Origin of the sequence: Achromobacter sp. JD-1 (assembly GCF_038594925.1) — a bacterium.
Lineage (GTDB): Bacteria > Pseudomonadota > Gammaproteobacteria > Burkholderiales > Burkholderiaceae_B > Achromobacter > Achromobacter spanius_C.
In genome coordinates, this window is the sequence record NZ_JBCGCS010000009.1 from 187220 (window position 1) to 205195 (window position 17976).

Here is a 17976-nt window from a genome sequence, read left to right on the forward strand (position 1 = left end):
TTGAGGAGCACACATGAAGAAGACCTACATCGCGGCCCTGGCCGCCACCATTGGCCTGACCAGCGCGTTGGGCACGGCCCACGCCGCCGGTTACCCCGACCAGCCCATCACCCTGGTGGTGCCGTATTCCGCGGGCGGCGGCGCCGACAACGCCGCGCGCATCATCGCGCAAGGCATGAGCGAAGTGGCCGGCCAAAGCGTGGTCATTGAAAACAAGGGCGGCGCCAGCGGCGCGATCGGCGCGTCTTACGTGGCGCGTGCGAAGCCGGACGGCTACACGGTGCTGTACGACGCATCCGCCTTCGCGATCAACCCGGCGCTGCGCAAGCTGCCCTACGACGTGAAGAAGGACTTCATCCCGGTCTCGCAGGCCATCAGCGTGCCGAACATCCTGGTGGCGGCGCCCGGCTCGGCCTTCAACAACCTGCCTGACTTCATCAGCGCCGCGCGCGCCAACCCGGGTCGCTACACCTTCGCGTCCTACGGCCCCGGCAGCCTGGCGCAGATGGCCGCCGAACTGCTCAAGAAAGACGCGGGCATCGACGTGGTGCACGTGCCCTACAAGGGCGGCGCGCCGGCCATCGTCGACGTCATGGGCGGTCAGGTCGACGTCTATTTCGCCAACGCCGCGTCCAGCCTGAACTACGTCAGCGGCGGCAAGCTGAAGGCGCTGGCGGTGTCGTCGGCCAAGCGCATGCCCGAACTGCCGAAGGTGGCGACCGTTGGCGAAGCCGGCATCAAGGACTTTGACGTGTCGGAGTGGAACGGCTTCTTCCTGCCGGCCGGTTCCGACCCCGCCGTGGTGGCCAAGCTGCAAGACCTGGTGCAAAAGGCGCTGGCGCGCCCCGACACCCGCGAAAAGCTCGGCAAGCTGGGCCTGACCGCGGTGGGCAGCAGCGCGGCTGACTTCGCCAAGTTCGTCGACGCCGAACAAGTGCGTTGGGCCGAGGTCGTGAAAGCCAATAACATCTCGGTGAATTGATCGACATGGGCGCGGGCGGATTTTCTGCCCGTGCCCCTGTCCTCAGGCATTCACGCAAAGAGGGATCACATGAGCCGGGAAGACGATTTCGAGCGGGGCTTGGCCAACCGCCGCGCTGTGCTGGGCGATGAATGGGTGCAGCGTTCGCTGGACCGCGCCACCACGTTCACGGCCGACTACCAGAACATGATCACGCGCTATGCGTGGCACGACATCTGGAGCCGGCCTGGCCTGCCGCACAAGGCCCGTCGCATGATGGTGCTGGCGGTGACGCTGTCGCTGGGCCGCTGGGAAGAATTCGAGCTGCATGTGCGCGCCGCGTTGACGGCGTCGGATGACTCTCGCCTGACGCCGGATGAGCTCAAGGAAGTGTTGCTGCAGAACGCGATCTACGCGGGCGTGCCCGCCGCCAACACCGCGTTCAACCTGGCGCAGGCCATCCTGCGCGAGGTCGCCGAGCAGATCGGCTACGAGCTGACCGCCGCCGACCCGCGCCAGGCGGATCTGTTCAGCGGCGCGTCATCCTGATCCAAGCTTGTCTTTACCCCGGGCCGGAGTGAAAATCGCCGCTTGGCGTGCTGCACGGCAGCACATGGACGATGTCAGATCCGGCCGCCAGGGGAACGCAGTGAAGGATGCAGTCCAATACCAGACGCACACCGTAGCCGAACTCGTACCTGACTCGTCGTCGAAGTGGCTGTATCGCTGCGCGATGAGCTTGCTCAAGCATCCGGTGGACGACGCCATCGCCGAGCAGTTGTCTTTCATGGGCGAAACATCGGATGTCGACCGCGCCTGGTTCATTGAATACCGGCCCGACATGCTGCGCTTTCGCAACACCCATGAATGGTGCCGGGGCCAGACGCAGCCCTTCGTGGCCGAGCTTCAGGATGTGCCCACGACCTTGATCGCGTGGCTGCACAAGTTCATGGTGCAAGGCTATGCCGTGGCCATTCACGATGTGCACGACCTGCCGCGCACCGCGCGCATCATCCAGGCCGAATTCGTGCGCCAGGGCAACAAGAGCGTGCTGAGCGTGCCGGTATTCCACGACAAGAAGCTATGCGGGATCATCGGCTTCGACACCACGGTCCATCATCGGACCTGGTCCGCCGCCGAGATCAACGCCCTGTATCAATGCGCCAACCTGATCGGGCAGGCCAAGTATGCGCAAAGCCTGCGGCAAAGCCGCACGGCGATGCATGAAAGCGCCACGTCCGTGGTCTATCTGAACATGCGCGGCGTGGTGCGAGGCGTACAGCCCGAGGCCATCGTGGGCGTGCGATCGGCCGGCAACTACAGCGAGATCTGGCTGGAAGACGGTTCGATGGTGCTGGATTCCCGCGCCTTGGGAATGTGGTCGACCTTGCTGCCCGACAAGCTCTTCTTCCGCGTGCACCGCACCGCCATTGCCAATGCCTTGCATGTCATGGACGTGGACCGCCGACGCGTCGACAAGTGGCTGATCCGGATGCGATCAGTGGAGAACGCCTGGCCGGTGTCGCGCTCGTACCGCCGCCCGTTGCGCGAACGCATGGGGATTTGACTCCGGGGTTTTGACCCCCGGATTTGACTCACCCCGCCATGCCGTTCGTCATGCCGGAATGTTGTTTCGTCCTTGCAATGTGGCCAATGCCGGAGTTTTTGGGATCATCTCGCTTGGCGGGACTTCCCGCTTCCCCAAGGCACTCTTGAGAGAATCGGCATGCTGGCGTCTCGCGTCCTATCGCGCTTTACCTTCCTGGCCGTGGCCGCCGCTTGCGTGTTGGGCACGACCCCGGCCCGCGCCACGGACCTGGCCTTGCAAGACGCCGTGTCCATGGCCGGCATGCAGCTCTATCTGAACGCTGGCGCACCCGCCGTCCTCATCGCCGTGGTGCGCGGCGATGATGTGGTTATTCAGGGCTATGGAGAAACGGCGCCTGGCAATGGCGTGGAACCCGACGAGCATTCCATTTTTCGGATCGCTTCGGTATCCAAGGTCTTTGCTGGCGACGTGCTGGCGTCGCTGGCGGCCCAGGGCAAGCTCAAGCTGACCGACCCCTTGTCCCAGTACGCGCCCGCCAACGCCAGCGTGCAGACCCAGGGCCGCCCCATCACCCTGCTGGACCTGGCCACGCATTCGGCGGGCCTGCCGCGCGAACTGCCGGACCCGAACGCCAAGCCGTCCGACAACCCCTTCGCCGCCTTCGACCGCGCGTACTACTGGAAGTGGATCGGCGCCAACCCGCCCGCCTATCGGCCCGGCACCACTACGCTGTATTCGAACCTGGGCTTTGGCCTGCTGGGCGATGCGCTGGCGCGGGCGGGGGGCGCCGACTATTCCACGGTGCTGACCAACGAAGTCATCAAGCCCGCCGGGCTGGTCGACACGACCAACGTGCTGAACGACGCGCAGAAAAAGCGCTTGATGACGGGCCTGGATCCCTTCGACAAACCGGACCCGAACGCGCCGGTTCCTGACGTGATGTACGCCAGCGCCGGCATCTATTCCACGGCCGGCGACATGGCGCGTTGGATGCGCTGGCATCTGGACGGCGCCAGGCAGGGCAAGGAAGCGTTCACCCTGGCCCACACGATGTGGCTGCCGTATGACGGCTTGAAGTCGGTGGTGGGCACGGAAGTGACCGATGCCGATGGCATGGGCCTGGGCTGGGTCGTCAGCCTGCCCCGCGATGGCGCGCCCTTGTTGCTGGGCAAAAGCGGCGGCTTGGGCGGCTTCATGAGCTACGCGGTGTTGTCGCCCAATCGTGATCTGGGCATATTCGTCGTGGCCAGCCGGGTCAACTTCGCCATGTTCGGGAACATCCATTCCCAGGTGCGCGAACTGGCGGCCGAGCTGGCGCGGTGATCGGGTTTGGCCGGTGTCCAGCAATGGGCGCGTGTATTGCAAAATCGCTTTGCCAGGCCAGTGCCTTGTTCGCCCTGGCGGCCGGCGCGGTGTCCGCGCAAGAGGGGCCCGACCCCTTCAAGACCGAGATCTTCCTGACGCCCTACAGCCAGCTGGGAGACGGCGCGGACGCCTATCCGCATGTGAACGGCCGCTTCTTGCTGATGACCGGCTACACCGGCTTCTTTGGCATCCAGGACGATAACGGACAGATTCCGCGTTCGCATTGGAGCAGCGTGCAGCCCACGGCGGAAGCCGCGCTGGTCTTGCAACTGACGCAGCGCTTTTCGATCCGGACCAAGGCCACGCTCAACTCGTCAAACAACGAAACGAAGGACAACGCCTTTTCGGATCTGGGGGTGGACCTGGACAACCTGTTCGCCGCCTACACCGCGGTCCGCTACGCGCTGTACGGCGGCAAGATGGACCTGGGCTTTGGCGACGCCTGGCACGTCATCGACGGCCTGTACAGCGGCTTCAACGAGAACTCGGAATTTCGCGGATCCATCGGCCTGGGCGGTCGCTACACCCTCGACGCCGGCGGCCATGGCACGCACTCGGTGGCGGCGGTGCTGTTCAAGCGCGACGACACGGCCCTGAACCATCGGCTTAGCGTGGACGACGGATTCATCCGGCCCGACCAGCCGCCGCCATTCAGCGACCAACTGAAATCGTTCATCGTGTCTTATGACTTTCGTGGCTTGCCGGGCTGGGACGGGCTGTCCGGCGGGGTGGACGCCGGCCGCTTGCATGTGGACCCGGGCCAGGGCGAAAGCGCCAACACGGTTTCCGCCCGGCTTCGTTACGACGCGCCGCTTGCCAACGCCTGGAACCTGAGCTGGTTCAACGAAGCCACCTACGCCAGCGGGTTCCGGGGCGCGCCGGTAGGCAACGGCAATGGGGTGACGTCGGTATCGCTGTCGCGGGAACGCTGGCAATTCACCGCCACGGCCGCCGCGCGCAAATTGTCCGGCAGCGACGGCAAGCTGGCGCAGTACGGCTTGCAAGACGATTGGGACTGGGCGTTATCGGGCGCGGTCACCTACGTGACGCCGATGGGCTTCATCATTCAGGCCGGCATCACGCATCAGCGCGATCAGGCCATCCGCATCAACCAGGGCGTGTTCCGCATCGCCTATCAAGCGGGGTTCTAAGGTCATCATGATGAACAAAAAATCCATCATCGCCAGCGCGGTCGTGCTGGCATTGGGCGCGTCGATGGCGGCGCGGGCGCAGCCGATTTCCATTGAAAGCCACACCAGCCCGCCCGCCGACGCCATCGCGATCCCGGCGGGCAGCAAGGACCTGGCGGTGAAGAACTTGCCGGGCATTGTTCAGGACATCATGGCGCGCAGCCAGGTGCCCGGCATGGCGGTGGCGGTGGTCATCGATGGCAAGACGGTGCTGGCCCAAGGCTGGGGCACGCGCGAGGCTGGCAAGAACGCGCCCGTGGATGCGCGCACGGTGTTCCAGATTGCGTCCATCTCGAAGTCGCTGTCGGCCACCGTGGCGGCCATCGAGGTTTCCCAGGGCAAGGTGTCGTGGGACGACCCGGTTGCGCGGTATCTGCCGGACTTCGCGCTCAGCAACGCCTACGTTTCCACGCACGGCACCATCGGCGATTTCTTCGCGCACCGCTCGGGGCTGCCAGGCACGGCGGGCGACGACCTGGAAGACCTGGGCTATACGCGCAACGACGTCATTGCGCGGCTGCGGCTGCAACCCCTGGACGCGTTTCGCACGTCGTATCACTACGCGAACTTCAGCACGACGATAGGCGCCGAGGCGGTCGCGAAAGCGGCGGGCCGGCCTTGGGAAAGCCTGGCGCAAGACCTGCTGTTCAAGCCGTTGGGGATGACGTCCACCAGTTATCGCTACGACGACTTCATGGCGCACGCCAATCGCGCCGTGCTGCACGGCTATCAGAAGGGCAAGTTCGTGCCGCTGGGGCAGCGCAATGCCGATCAGCAGGCGCCGGCGGGCGGCGTGTCGTCCACGGTGGTCGATCTGGCGCAATGGCTGAAGCTGTTGCTGGCCAACGGCCAATACCAGGGCAAGCCCATGATTGCCGCCAGCGCGCTGCTGCCCGCCTTGTCGCCGCAATCATTCAGCGCGCGCGCCCACGACATCGACGCGCGTTCCGGCTTCTATGGCTATGGTTTCAACGTCAACACGGAGCTGGGCGGACGCCCGTCGATGGGGCATTCCGGCGCGTTCCTGATGGGCACGGGCACCACGTTCAAGGTCGTCCCGTCCGCCGGCATCGGCATCGTGGTGCTGACCAATGGGGCGCCCGTGGGCGCCGCCGAATCCGTAGCGGCCACCTTCATCGATACGGCGCTGTACGGCAAGCCCACGCGCGACTGGTACGCCGCTTATCACGGCGCCATGCTGGGCTTCTTTGAGCCGCAGGCCGATCTTTCCGGCGCCGCCAAACCCGCGACGCCCACCCCCGCCAAGCCGCTGCGCCAGTACGTGGGCCGCTATGACAACGCCTACTACGGCCCTGCCGAGATTCAAGAGGCCGGCGGCGCGCTGACGCTGGTGCTTGGGCCCAAGGGCATGCGGTTTCCGATGAGGCACTGGGACGGCGACACGTTTGCCTTCGCGCCCGCCGGGGAAGCGGATCTGGTCGACTCGCAGGCTTCTGTCGTGTTCAAGATGGGCCAGGGCCAGGCCAGCGGCCTGGACATCAAGTTCTACGACGAGACCGGCCTGGGGCGCTGGGTCCGCAAGTAGGGGCAAGCCGTCGCAAGACGGCGGTGTGATGGGGGCCTGATCGCAGGTGGTATCTTGTGCCTGTTTTCACCACCCGCCCTACCCATGTCCGACCCCCATCTTCCCGCCGACGCGGCGCCTTCCGACGCCGCATCTTCCGACGCGCCCGCCGCCATCCATCGGCCTTTCGTCCAGAACGCCGGCACGCGCCGCACGCTGCATTTCACGCAGAAGGAAATCCAGAGCAGCATGTCGGTGCTCAACCCCGATGCGCTGGAAATCGAATACACGCGAATGATGATGGGCTTCGTGCTGTTCAAGCCGGAGCCCGCCCGCATGCTGATGGTGGGCCTGGGCGGCGGCTCACTGCCCAAGTTCTGCTATCGCTACCTGGCCGGCACCCGGATTGACGTGGTCGAGATCGACCCCGCCGTCATTGCGCTGCGCGACACCTTCATGGTGCCGCGCGACGATGAGCGCTTCCAGGTCATCCAGGCCGACGCCGCCGACCACCTGCGCGGCCTGTCTGACCACGCCGACGTGATTTTCCTGGACGGTTACGGCGTGGGCGGCATCCCCGACGCCCTGTGCTCGGAAGCGTTCTACGCCGACTGCTTCCGCGCGCTGCGCGACGACGGCATCCTGGTCATCAACTACCACGTGAACCACCCCATGCACCACGACTACCTGGCCCGCGTGCGCGCCTCGTTCGGGCCGGCAATGTTCGAAGTGGTGGACGACGACATGACCAACAGCATCGTCTTTGCCTGCAAGGGCGACCTGTTGAACGACCCCGCCGCCGCGGAACTGAAGCGGCCAGCGTCGATACCCCGCGACGCCTGGCGCCAGTTGATGCCGACGATGCGGGTGATCGGGGCGACGCTGGAGCTTCGCTAGCTACGCCACCTTTCGAATCAGCACCGGAATCGACTTGTAGCTGGGCGTGCCGCTTTGCTTGTCCTGGTAGTCCAGCGGGCAAAGGTCATTGGCTTCGGGGTAGTACGCGCCGACCGAGCCGGCCGCGATGTCGTAGGCAATCGCCGTCAACCGCAGGCGCCGATGCGACTGGCCGGGCAGGTCGGTCTGAAGCTCGACGTCGTCGCCGGGTTCCAGGCCGTGGCGCGTCAGGTCGGATGCATTCATGAACAGCACGTCGCGCCGGCCGAACACGCCACGGTAGCGATCGTCCAGGCCGTAGATGGTGGTGTTGTATTGGTCGTGGCTGCGCAGCGTGGTCAGCGTCAGGCTGCCGGGCGATCCGGCGGGGTCTTCCTGCAAGCCACCATCTTGTATTCCCTTGAACGGCAGAAACTCAGCGCGGCCCGAGCGCGTTTTCCAGATGCGCTCGGTGGGCGGCAGCGGCAGGCGGAAGCCGCCCGGCTTCAGGATGCGTTCGTTGTAGCCATGAAAGTCCGGATACACCTGTTCGATCAGGTCGCGGATGCGGCCGTAGTCCTCCACCAGTTGTCGCCACGGGACGCGGCTGGCGGGCAGCGTGGCGGCGGCCATGGCGGCGATGATGGCGGGTTCCGAGCGCAGGTGCTCGGACGCCGGCGCCAGCTTGCCGCGCGAGGCATGCACCATCGACATCGAGTCTTCTACGGTGATGGACTGCGCGCCGCTGGCCTGCACATCGCTTTCCGTGCGGCCCAGCACCGGCAGGATGATCGCGTCGCGGCCAATCAGCAACTGCGAGCGGTTCAGCTTGGTGTTCATGTGCACGGCAAGGTCCAGGCGGCGCATACCGGCCTCGCACTGGCTGGTGTCGGACAAGGCCATGGCAAGGTTGCCGCCCAGGCAGATCAGCGCGCGCGCCTCACCGTTCACCATCGCCTTCATGGCGTCGACGGCGTCGTGTCCATGGCGTTCGGGCGGGCGGAAGCCGAACGTCTTTTCAAAGTTGTCGAACATCACTGGGTCGATCTTTTCGGTGATGCCGACGCTGCGGTTGCCTTGCACATTCGAATGCCCGCGCAGCGGGCAGATACCGGCGCCGGGCTTGCCGAAGTTGCCCCGCATCAGCAGCAGCGCGGCGATCTGCTGCACGTTCTGCGTGCCGCGCGCATGCTGGGTGATACCCATGCCGTAAGTGACGATGGTGGCCTTGGACCTGGCGTAGGCGGCGGCCACCTGTTCCAGTTCCGCGCGCGCCAGGCCGCTGGCTTGTTCGATGTCGGCCCAGGCGGTGTCGTCCAGGTCTTGCACGTAGGCATCAAACCCGTTCGTGTGCTCCGCGATGAACGCGTGATCCAGAACGCCAGACGCCTTGCGGTCCGCCTCCACCAGCGCCTTCATGATGCCCTTGAGCGCCGCCGCGTCGCCGCCAACCTTCACCTGGTAATACGTGGACGCGATGCGGGTCGAGCCGAACGTACCCATTTCGATGGGGTCTTGCGGGTCGGCGAAGCGTTCCAGCGCGCGTTCGCGCAAGGGGTTGAACACGATGATCGGCACGCCGCGCCGGGCGCATTCATGCAAGGTGCCCATCATGCGCGGGTGATTGGTGCCGGGGTTGTGGCCCATCGAGATGATCAGGTCGCAGGCGTCGAAATCATCCAGCGACACCGTGCCCTTGCCGATGCCGATGGCTTGCGGCAACCCGACGCTGGTGGCCTCGTGGCACATGTTCGAGCAGTCGGGAAAGTTGTTGGTGCCGAACTCGCGCGCAAACACGCTTAACAGAAAGGCGGCCTCGTTGGAGGCGCGGCCAGACGTGTAGAACTCCACCATGTCGGGGGCCGGCAGGCTGGACAGCGTGCGCCCGATGTGGGCAAAGGCCGCGTCCCACGAGATGGGCTGATAGGTGTCGCTGGTGGCGTCGTAGCGCAACGGATGCGTCAGGCGGCCGGCGTCTTCCAGCTGGTGATCGCTCCAGGTCAGCAATTCGGTGACGGTGTGCGCGGCGAAGAATTCAGGCGTGACCCGCTTCTTGGTGGCTTCCCAGGTGACCGCCTTGGCGCCGTTTTCGCAGAACTGGAAGGTGGACGTATGGGCCTTGTCGGGCCAGGCGCAGCCCGGGCAGTCAAAGCCGTCCGGCTTGTTGGTGCGCAGCAGAAGCACGGGCGCTTCGGCGATCCGCATCTGGTCGGCCACGGCCTGGGCCGTGGCCTTGAGCGCGCCCCAGCCGCCGGCGGGGGCGTCGTAGCGTTGAATGCCGGTCAGGCGGTTTGGTTTCTTGGGCGGGTTCTTGCTTGGCTTCATAAAAATCTCTGGTTCAAGATGCTATGAAGCACTGTATGCCAAGCGCCGTCAATAAATTGTGACGGACGGGCCTAGCCGATCGGCCACTTCGGCAAACGGATCTTGCGGTATGGCAGGCTGCGCCAATCCGGGCTGGCGGAACCGGGCGCGGCAACGTACAGCACGGCGTGGGCCAGCGGCGCGTAGCGGGCGTAGAAGTGATGGGCCGACTTCACCACGATGAGGCGTTGCGCCTTCAGATCGCAGCCCAACTGCGTGAAGAGGTCCGTGTGATAGGCCTGCGTGCGCAGCGACACCAGCGCGATCAGAATGCCGTCCGCATCGACCAGCGCGCAGTCGCCCAGTGCGATGCGGGTGTCGGCGTTGCCGGTCATCATCATGTTGGCGTGCGTGCCGACCACGCGGCAGCGCGCGTCCACGGGCGAGCCCGACAGCGGGCCGATCTTGCCACCAATGCGCAGGTCCAGTTCCGCGCCCACCCCCGCGTCGAAGGCGATGCGCGCGGCCACGGGGTCCCACATCGGCCCCAGCGCGGCACCGCGAACGCCGCGTTCGCGCAGGCGCGCCAGGATGTACGTCGAGTCGCCGGCCGCGCCGCTGCCGGGGTTGTCGGACCGGTCGGCCAGCACAATCGGACCCTGGCCGAACGCCAGGGCTTCGTCCAGCGCGTCATCCACGCCGCGGTAGGGCACCATCAATTGCTCGCGCATGCCGATCAGTTCGTCGGCCAGGGTTCGCGCCAGCGCTTGCGCGGCGGTAGCGTCGCCATCGGTGTAGACCAGCACCTTGGTGCCCATCTCCGGTACGTCGCCGGTGGCGAAACCCTGCGCCACCGAAATCGACAAGATGCCATCGCGGTTTTCCAGCGCCTTGATGCGGCTGACAAAGGCGCGCGCGGGGTCGCGCGTGGTGTGCATGGGCACCACCATGTCGCAATCCACCAGCGCCGGCGTGGGATGCTGCCGGCCCTGATGCGCCGCGCGGCACAGGTCGACGAGTTCGCAGGCGCGCTCGTACACATCAATGTGGGGATACTCCTTGAACAGCACCAGCACCGTGGCCTGCTCCACCATCAGTGGCGTCAGGTGCGCATGCGGGTCCAGTTCTGCGCCCACGGTCACATCGGGGCCGACCAGCTCGCGCACGCGGCGCAGGATGTCGCCTTCGCAATCGTCATAGCCATCGGCGACCATGGCGCCGTGCAGGCCCAGCAGCACCATGTCCACCGGCAGCGCGGCGCGCAGGTCCGCCAGCAGTTCATCACGCAGGGTTTCGTAGGCGGCGCGCGTGGTGATGCCGCCCGGTTGCGCCGACGCGACCAGCCCTTCCACCACCGTCCAGCCGTATTCTTGGGCACGCTCGCGCGCCACCCATAACGGCCCGCCGTAGAACGTCATGTGGTCAGGGTGCGTACCCGCCGGCAGGTATTCGCGCGACGTGAAGGCCGCCAGGCCCGTGGGCAAGGGCGAAAACGTGTTGGTTTCTGTGGCGAGTGCGCCGGTGAAGATACGCATGGGACGGCTCCAAAAGGCGCGCGGCGCCCGGTCAAGGTTGGAAGGGGGCGGCGTCGATGGGCAAGGCGCCGCCCGTCATCTGCGCGGTCAGCAAGGCGGCGCTGCCGCAGGCCAGCGTGAAGCCCAGCGCGCCCTGGCCCAGGTTCAGCCACAGGTTGTCGGCGGCGCGGCTTTTGCCGATCAGCGGCTTGCTGGTGGGCGTGGCGGGCCGCACGCCCGCCCAGGCCTGCGCGCGGGACAAGTCCAGGCGGGGAAATGCTTCGACCACCTGGCGCCGCAGCGTGTCCAGCCGCGTGGCGTCCACTTCGTCATGCTTGGCGCCGATGTCGACCATGGCGGCAATGCGCAGCACCTTGCCCAGGCGCGCGTAGACGATGCGCCGCTCGTAGTCGGTGACGCTGATGGTCGGCACGTCGGTGGTGTCCGCCGTGATCGGCACGCTCAGGCTGTAGCCCTTGAGCGGATAGAGCGGTACGCGCTGGCCCAGCGCCGCCAGCAGCGGCCGGCTGCCGATACCCGAGGCGACAACAAAGGCGTCGGCCTGAATATCGCCCGCCGCCGTCTGCGCGGCGACGATGCGGCCGCGTTCGCGGCGCAGGCGCTTGACGCGGGTGTCCATGTGCACCGTCACGTTGCCGGCCTGACGCAGCCGTTGGAACAGGGAATCCGTAAAGCGATGGCAGTCGGCGGTTTCCTCGCCGGGCGTGTAGACCGCGCCCGCGATGCGCGCACCCATGCCCGCCAGCGCGGGTTCGGCCGCCAGCGTTTCGTCGCGCGAGAGCACGCGTTGATCCGTGCCATGCGCCGCTTGATACCGCACCAGCGCGGCAGCCTTGTCCAGCTGCGCGGCATCGCGATACACAATCAGCTTGCCGGTGCGCGACAGGCCGAAATCCATGGGCGCATCCGCCAGCATCGCGTGCAGTGTGTCGCGGCTGAGGTAGGACAAGGACAACAGCTCGGCGGTGGATGCGCGCGATACCGATGCGCGGCAAGCTCGCAGAAACCCCGCCAGCCACAGCCATTGCGACGGATCGAATCGATAGCGCAAACGCAGCGGCGAATCGCGCCGGAACATCCAGCCCGGCATGTCGGCCAAGGCGCCGGGGCCGGCCAGCGGCGCCACGTAGCTGTAGCTGAGTTGCCCGCCGTTGGCAAAGCTGCTGCCCATGGCCGGCTGCGCCCGTTCGTCCACCAACGCCACGTCGTGCCCCGCCCGCGACAACAGGTGCGCCGTCGTCACGCCGACCACGCCCGCCCCAATTACGCATACCCGCATGACTCGCCTCGTAGGTTCAGGTTGGGCACGATTCTGGGCCGCGCAATGAGGCCGGGCAAATTCCAAATCACATGCCATCCATAACCTTGCGATATGTGTGCGGCGCGCGTGTGTCACCCCGTCGCTCGCTGATTGCCGCCCTATCGTTTTCCCTAAAGCGCGAACGTCGTAACGCGGCTTTCAACCGCTTTTACCGGGAAAAACACGCACACCATAACCTTGGGTTATCCATAGGCGCACGTTAGCTATTTGTGCCGCGAGTGTGCCCCGCCGATGATCCGCTTACGGAACGCAGCGCCGCCTTGAACAGGATGGCGATGACGGATAACCGGCCTATACAAGGGGAAATGATGACGTCTTACCGGAACGCCGCGTGTGCCGCGGCGCTTGCGCCAGCCTGTCCGGGAGCGCAGCCATGAAGGTCTTCAGCGCTGGTCTGGGCACCGAGACCAACACCTTCGCGCCCATGCCCACCAGCCTTGCGGCATTTCAAGAGCGCGACTACTACCCGGCGGGCACGCATCCCGATTCGGTCACCTTCGCAGGCGCGCCGCTCTACGTGGCGCGCCTGCAAGGTCGCGAGGCGGGGTGGACGCTGGCCGAAGGGCTGGTGACATCCGCGCAGCCGGGTGGCATCACCACGCGCGCCGCCTACGAGACCTTGCGCGACGAACTGCTGGCGGACCTGCGCGCCGCGCTACCGGTCGACATGGTGTTGCTGGGCCTGCATGGCGCGATGGTCGCCGATGGCTATGACGATTGCGAAGGCGACCTGCTGCGCCGCGTGCGCGAGCTGGTCGGCCCCAACGTGACCGTGGGCGCCGAACTGGATCCGCATGCGCACCTGACGCCACTGATGGTCGAGCAGGCCACCGTGCTGGTGCTGTTCAAGGAATATCCCCACACCGATATACGCGAACGCGCGGAAGACCTGCTGGCCTTGTGCCTGGATGCGCAGGCCGGCCGCACGCGCCCCGTCGCCGCGTTGGTGGATTGCGAGATGATCGTGCCCATGCACACCACGCGCGAACCGGCGCGCGGCTTTGTCAGCCGCATGAAAGCGCTGGAAGGCCGCGACGGCATTCTGTCGGTGTCCGCCGCGCAGGGCTTTGCAACCGGTGACGTACCCGAGATGGGCACCAAGGTGCTGGTCTACGCCGATGGCGACGCGGCTTCCGCGCAAGCCCTGGCGCGCACGCTGGCTGATGAATTGATCGGCATGCGCGAGCAGTTGATGGTGCCTTACCGCAGCGTGGACGAGGCGCTGGATGAAGCGTTGGCCTTCGACGGCGGCCCCGTGGTGCTGGCCGACCGGCCCGACAACCCGGGCAGCGGTGCACCGGGCGACGCGACCTTCGTCTTGCGCCGCATGCTGGAACGCGGCGTGAGCAACGCGGCGCTTGGGCCGATGTGGGACCCAGTCGCCGCGCGCATCGCGTTCGACGCGGGCGTGGGCGCCGAACTTGACTTGCGTATCGGCGGCAAGGTTGGCCCGCTGTCCGGCGACCCTGTTGATCTGCGCTGCACCGTCCTCGCGGTGCAGGCGGAACTCGTCATGACGGGGCTATCCGGCGCGCCCGCGCCGATGGGCGACTGTGCGCTGGTTGAAGCGCAAGGCATCCAGATCGTGCTGACATCCGTGCGCAACCAGGCCATCAACATGGACCTGTTCACGCAGTTGGGATGCGATCTCTCGGCCAGGAAGATTGTCGTGGTCAAGTCCGCTCAGCATTTCCATGCCTCGTTCTCGCAGGTGGCGCGCCACATCATCTATGTGGGCGGCCGGGGCGTTGCCACGCCCGATTGGAAGACCCTGACGTATCGCAACATCCGGCTGCCGAAGTGGCCGCTTTAAGATCCTGCCGGCGTAAATGCGCCGGCAAATCCACCAATTTGATGGGAGCCTAGTGCGATGAAAAACCGCCTGCTTTGCCTGTTCTCGATGGCCACGCTTGGCCTTGCCTGCACCTTGGGCGCCGCGCCCGCGCAGGCACAAACGCAAGCCAAGACGCTGCGTATCGTTCCGCACGCCGACCTGAAGGTGCTGGACCCGACGTTCACCACCGCCTACATCACGCGCAATTTTGGCTATATGGTTTACGACACGCTGTTCGCGATGGATACGCACAGCAAGCCGCAGCCGCAGATGGTCGAAAAGTACGAGGCCAGCGCCGACAAGAAGACCTGGACCTTCACGCTGCGGCCCGGCCTGAAGTTCAGCGATGGCCAGGCGCTGACCACGGCGGACGTGATTGCGTCGCTGGAGCGCTGGTCAGCCCGCGACAACATCGGGCAGGCCATCACGCGCGCGGGCGGCAAGTGGGAAGCGCAAGACGACAGCCGCTTCACGCTGACGCTGACGCAACCGTTCGACCTGGTGCTGGATGGTCTGGCCAAGGTGTCGAGCTACCCTGCTTTCATCTTGCCAAAACGCCTGGCGTCGCAACCCGCCACCCGCCCGCTGACCGAAGTGGTCGGCTCGGGCCCCTACGTGTTCAAGCGCGACGAGTGGGTGCCCGGCAGCAAGATCGTGTTCGAGAAGAACCCGAACTACATCGGCCCCAAGGCACCCGCCGATGGCCTGGCGGGCGACAAGACGCCGCACATCGCCCGCGTGGAATGGCGCGTGCTGCCGGACTCCAACAGCGCAACCGCCGCCCTGACCAATGGCGAAGTCGACATGATCGAGCAGGCGCCCGCCGACTACATCGATGCGTTGCGCGCCAACAAGAACGTCAAGATCGGCGTGCTGGAGCGCGCGCAAGGCTACATCGTCCTGAACCAGTCCATGCCGCCGTTTGACAACCCGAAGGCGCGCCAGGCCATTGCGCACCTGATCGATCAGGACAAGTTCACCGCCGCCATGGGCTACCCGGATGACCTGCGCATGAAATACTGCGCCACGGTCTTCATCTGCGGCGGCCCCAACGACAGCACGGCGGGCGCGGCGCCCTATGCCAAGCCCGATCCGGCGCTGGCCAAGAAGCTGCTGGCCGAAGCGGGCTACAAGGGCGAGAAGCTGGCCATCCTGTTGCCCACCGATCTGGCTTACCTGAATTCCGCCACCCTGGTCGCCATCCAGGCCTTGCAGGATATTGGCGTCAACCTGGACATCCAGTCGATGGACTGGGCCACGCTGACGGCGCGTCGCGCGCGCAAAGCCCCCTTGGACAAGGGCGGCTGGAACATCTTCCTGTCGGCCGCCTCTGAATTCAACGTCGACTCGCCGCTCAGCAACACCTATCTGGGCGCGGTGTGCGGCAACAGCCTGCCGGGCTGGCCGTGCGACAAGAAGCTGGACGAATTGCGCCAGCAGTGGATCTCCGCGACCACCTCCGACGAACGCAAGCGGGTGCTGGACCTGTTCCAGGAGCGCGTCTACGAAGTCTTCCCCGTGATCTCGATTGGGCAATATTCGCGAGCCTTCGCCGCGCACAACAGCCTGAAGAACACGGACAAGATCTGGAGCCTGCCCAACCTTTGGGTGTTGGACAAGTAGTCCGCGCCCGCCGCTACCGATACGCGAGACAACTATGGGTTACATCATTCGGCGCGTGCTGGCCATCGTGCCAGTCATGGCGGTGGTGGCAGTGATCGTGTTCCTGCTGATCCACCTGTCGCCCGGCGACCCGGCGGCATTGATCGCCGGGGACTTCGCCACCGCGGAAGACATCGCCACGCTGCACACGGCGCTGGGCCTGGACGAGCCGCTGTGGCGGCAGTTCGGGCTGTGGGCCGGCAAGTTGCTGCAGGGCGATCTGGGCACGTCGATCTTCACGCAGGTTCCCGTGACGCAACTGCTGTCGCAGCGCGTGGAACCGACCTTGTCGATCGCCGCCATCACGATGCTGGTATCCATTCTGGTGGCGGTGCCGCTGGGCGTGTTGGCGGCCTATCGCGCCGGCACCTGGATCGACCGTCTGGTCATGCTGTTCGCGGTGCTGGCGTTTTCCTTGCCGGTGTTCCTGGTGGGTTATCTGCTGATCTATGGCTTTGCCGTCAAGCTGCAATGGCTGCCGGTGCAGGGCTACGTCAGCCTGTCCAATGGCGTCGGGCCGTGGTTGCGCAACCTGACCCTGCCCTGCATCAACCTGGCGCTGGTGTACATCGCGCTGATCACGCGGATGACGCGAGCCACCGTGGTCGAAGTGCTGCACGAAGACTACATCCGCACCGCGCGCGCCAAGGGCCTGGCCGTATTGCCGGTGCTGGAGCACGCGCTGCGCAACGCCGCCATTCCCATTGCCACGACGGTGGGCGTGGGCATTGCGTTGTTGATTGGCGGCGTGGTCGTGACCGAGACGGTGTTCGCCATACCGGGCATTGGCCGCCTGGTCATCGACGCCGTTCAGCACCACGACTACCCCGTGATCCAGAGCGTGCTGCTGATCTCGGCCGGCGCCTACGTGCTGATCAACCTGTTGATCGATCTCAGCTACCGGCTGTTCGATCCGCGTATCCGTTATTGAGCCGTCGCGGGAAAGATTCATGTCAGAAAATTCGATTTCCACTCAAGCGCCCGCCGCGCCCATCCTGCTGCATGAGGCGCTGACGACCGGGGGCCGGCGCTGGCGCTGGATACGCAAACACCCCACGCTGATCATTGGGCTGGTGCTGCTGCTGATCGTGGCGGCCCTGGCGATTGCCGCGCCCTGGATCGCCACGCACAACCCCATCACGATCAACCCCCTGCAGCGCTTGAAGCCGCCGTCGGCGGAACACTATTTCGGCACCGATGCGATGGGCCGCGATGTGTTCAGCCGGGTGGTGTGGGGCGGCCGGGTGTCGCTGGTGGTCGCGATCGTCGTGGCGCTGGTGGCCAGCCTGCTGGGCGTGGTGCTGGGCCTGCTGGCCGGGTTTGTGCGCTGGGCCGACGCCATCATCATGCGCATCATGGACGGCATGATGGCCATCCCGGACATCTTGCTGGCCATTGCGCTGATGGCGGTGATACGCGCCAGCCTCACGACCGTGATCATCGCCATCGCCATTCCACAGGTGCCGCGCGTGGTGCGGCTGGTGCGTTCGCTGGCCTTGACGCTGCGCGAACAACTCTATGTGGAAGCGGCGCATGCCATTGGCACGCGCCTGCCGGTGATACTGCGCCGGCATGTGCTGCCCAACATGGTGACGCCGCTGGTCGTGCAGGCGACTTTCATCGCCGCCACCGCCGTGCTGACCGAAGCGGTGCTGTCGTTCCTGGGCGTCGGCGTGCCGGCCCAGGTACCCAGTTGGGGAAACATGATGGCCGATGCGCGCAACTACGTGGCCGTGGCCTTCTACACCATTCTGTACCCGGGTATCTTGCTGGCCATCACCGTGCTGGCGATCAACCTGATGGGCGACGGCCTGCGCGATGCGCTGGACCCGCGCCTGGCCAACCAACGCTAGG

The 17976-nt window shown here is 65.8% G+C and carries 14 protein-coding genes; 11 read left to right on the forward strand and 3 right to left on the reverse strand.

Annotated elements, in window-relative coordinates:
* The first annotated feature begins 13 nt into the window (after positions 1-13).
* The 7 genes from WBR68_RS16275 to WBR68_RS16305 all read left to right on the forward strand — a co-directional run bounded on the left by WBR68_RS16275 (position 14) and on the right by WBR68_RS16305 (position 7487).
* Entirely contained in the window at positions 14-982 is a 969-nt protein-coding gene (locus WBR68_RS16275; protein WP_050449946.1) for a tripartite tricarboxylate transporter substrate binding protein, read from the forward strand.
* A 69-nt stretch (positions 983-1051) separates the two neighbouring features.
* The gene (locus WBR68_RS16280; RefSeq protein WP_127183199.1) at positions 1052-1510 is read left to right on the forward strand and encodes a carboxymuconolactone decarboxylase family protein; all 459 of its coding nucleotides are present in this window, start codon (positions 1052-1054) and stop codon (positions 1508-1510) included.
* A gap of 100 nt (positions 1511-1610) precedes the next feature.
* Positions 1611-2528, forward strand: a complete 918-nt coding sequence (locus WBR68_RS16285; protein ID WP_230694739.1) for a GAF domain-containing DNA-binding protein — start codon at positions 1611-1613, stop codon at positions 2526-2528.
* Positions 2529-2687: 159 nt separating this feature from the next.
* A complete protein-coding gene (gene ampH / locus WBR68_RS16290; protein ID WP_230694740.1) occupies positions 2688-3833 on the forward strand; it encodes a D-alanyl-D-alanine-carboxypeptidase/endopeptidase AmpH in 1146 nt (381 codons plus the stop codon).
* A gap of 65 nt (positions 3834-3898) precedes the next feature.
* Positions 3899-5026 carry a hypothetical protein gene (locus WBR68_RS16295; RefSeq protein WP_230694741.1) on the forward strand — a complete coding sequence of 376 codons (1128 nt, stop codon included), beginning with the start codon at positions 3899-3901 and terminating at the stop codon, positions 5024-5026.
* A 7-nt stretch (positions 5027-5033) separates the two neighbouring features.
* The gene (locus WBR68_RS16300; protein WP_050449942.1) at positions 5034-6611 is read left to right on the forward strand and encodes a serine hydrolase; all 1578 of its coding nucleotides are present in this window, start codon (positions 5034-5036) and stop codon (positions 6609-6611) included.
* An 84-nt stretch (positions 6612-6695) separates the two neighbouring features.
* Positions 6696-7487, forward strand: a complete 792-nt coding sequence (locus WBR68_RS16305) for a fused MFS/spermidine synthase (RefSeq protein ID WP_050449941.1) — start codon at positions 6696-6698, stop codon at positions 7485-7487.
* Here WBR68_RS16305 and WBR68_RS16310 read toward each other — a convergent pair whose 3' ends face one another.
* The 3 genes from WBR68_RS16310 to WBR68_RS16320 all read right to left on the reverse strand — a co-directional run bounded on the left by WBR68_RS16310 (position 7488) and on the right by WBR68_RS16320 (position 12584).
* Positions 7488-9791 (reverse strand): FdhF/YdeP family oxidoreductase, encoded by a 2304-nt coding sequence (locus WBR68_RS16310; RefSeq protein ID WP_230694742.1) that lies wholly within the window; start codon positions 9789-9791, stop codon positions 7488-7490. It lies immediately after the preceding gene.
* 71 nt (positions 9792-9862) lie between these two features.
* Complete coding sequence (locus WBR68_RS16315; protein ID WP_230694743.1) at positions 9863-11305, reverse strand: M81 family metallopeptidase; 1443 nt, start codon at positions 11303-11305, stop codon at positions 9863-9865.
* Positions 11306-11336: 31 nt separating this feature from the next.
* Complete coding sequence (locus WBR68_RS16320; protein WP_127183206.1) at positions 11337-12584, reverse strand: D-amino acid dehydrogenase; 1248 nt, start codon at positions 12582-12584, stop codon at positions 11337-11339.
* A gap of 415 nt (positions 12585-12999) precedes the next feature.
* Here WBR68_RS16320 and WBR68_RS16325 point away from each other — a divergent pair, with 415 nt between their 5' ends.
* The 4 genes from WBR68_RS16325 to WBR68_RS16340 are packed head-to-tail and all read left to right on the forward strand — an operon-like array spanning position 13000 to position 17975.
* Entirely contained in the window at positions 13000-14439 is a 1440-nt protein-coding gene (locus WBR68_RS16325) for a M81 family metallopeptidase (RefSeq protein WP_050449937.1), read from the forward strand.
* A gap of 57 nt (positions 14440-14496) precedes the next feature.
* Positions 14497-16083: an ABC transporter substrate-binding protein gene (locus tag WBR68_RS16330; protein WP_230694744.1), complete on the forward strand. Its 1587-nt coding sequence runs from the start codon at positions 14497-14499 to the stop codon at positions 16081-16083.
* 34 nt (positions 16084-16117) lie between these two features.
* On the forward strand, positions 16118-17053 hold the full coding sequence (locus WBR68_RS16335; protein ID WP_050449935.1) for an ABC transporter permease: 936 nt from the start codon (positions 16118-16120) through the stop codon (positions 17051-17053).
* A gap of 19 nt (positions 17054-17072) precedes the next feature.
* Positions 17073-17975, forward strand: coding sequence for an ABC transporter permease (locus WBR68_RS16340; protein WP_050449934.1), 903 nt, complete (start codon positions 17073-17075; stop codon positions 17973-17975).
* The last annotated feature ends 1 nt before the right edge of the window (position 17976 follow it).

What these genes read in the sequence shown, in the direction of transcription:
- WBR68_RS16275 (WP_050449946.1), top strand. Translation starts at nt 14, where the DNA reads ATGAAGAAGACCTACATCGCGGCCCTGGCCGCCACCATTGGCCTGACC.
- WBR68_RS16280 (WP_127183199.1), top strand. Translation starts at nt 1,052, where the DNA reads ATGAGCCGGGAAGACGATTTCGAGCGGGGCTTGGCCAACCGCCGCGCT.
- ampH (WP_230694740.1), top strand. Translation starts at nt 2,688, where the DNA reads ATGCTGGCGTCTCGCGTCCTATCGCGCTTTACCTTCCTGGCCGTGGCC.
- WBR68_RS16300 (WP_050449942.1), top strand. Translation starts at nt 5,034, where the DNA reads ATGATGAACAAAAAATCCATCATCGCCAGCGCGGTCGTGCTGGCATTG.
- WBR68_RS16305 (WP_050449941.1), top strand. Translation starts at nt 6,696, where the DNA reads ATGTCCGACCCCCATCTTCCCGCCGACGCGGCGCCTTCCGACGCCGCA.
- WBR68_RS16310 (WP_230694742.1), bottom strand. Translation starts at nt 9,791, where the DNA reads ATGAAGCCAAGCAAGAACCCGCCCAAGAAACCAAACCGCCTGACCGGC.
- WBR68_RS16315 (WP_230694743.1), bottom strand. Translation starts at nt 11,305, where the DNA reads ATGCGTATCTTCACCGGCGCACTCGCCACAGAAACCAACACGTTTTCG.
- WBR68_RS16320 (WP_127183206.1), bottom strand. Translation starts at nt 12,584, where the DNA reads ATGCGGGTATGCGTAATTGGGGCGGGCGTGGTCGGCGTGACGACGGCG.
- WBR68_RS16325 (WP_050449937.1), top strand. Translation starts at nt 13,000, where the DNA reads ATGAAGGTCTTCAGCGCTGGTCTGGGCACCGAGACCAACACCTTCGCG.
- WBR68_RS16330 (WP_230694744.1), top strand. Translation starts at nt 14,497, where the DNA reads ATGAAAAACCGCCTGCTTTGCCTGTTCTCGATGGCCACGCTTGGCCTT.
- WBR68_RS16335 (WP_050449935.1), top strand. Translation starts at nt 16,118, where the DNA reads ATGGGTTACATCATTCGGCGCGTGCTGGCCATCGTGCCAGTCATGGCG.
- WBR68_RS16340 (WP_050449934.1), top strand. Translation starts at nt 17,073, where the DNA reads ATGTCAGAAAATTCGATTTCCACTCAAGCGCCCGCCGCGCCCATCCTG.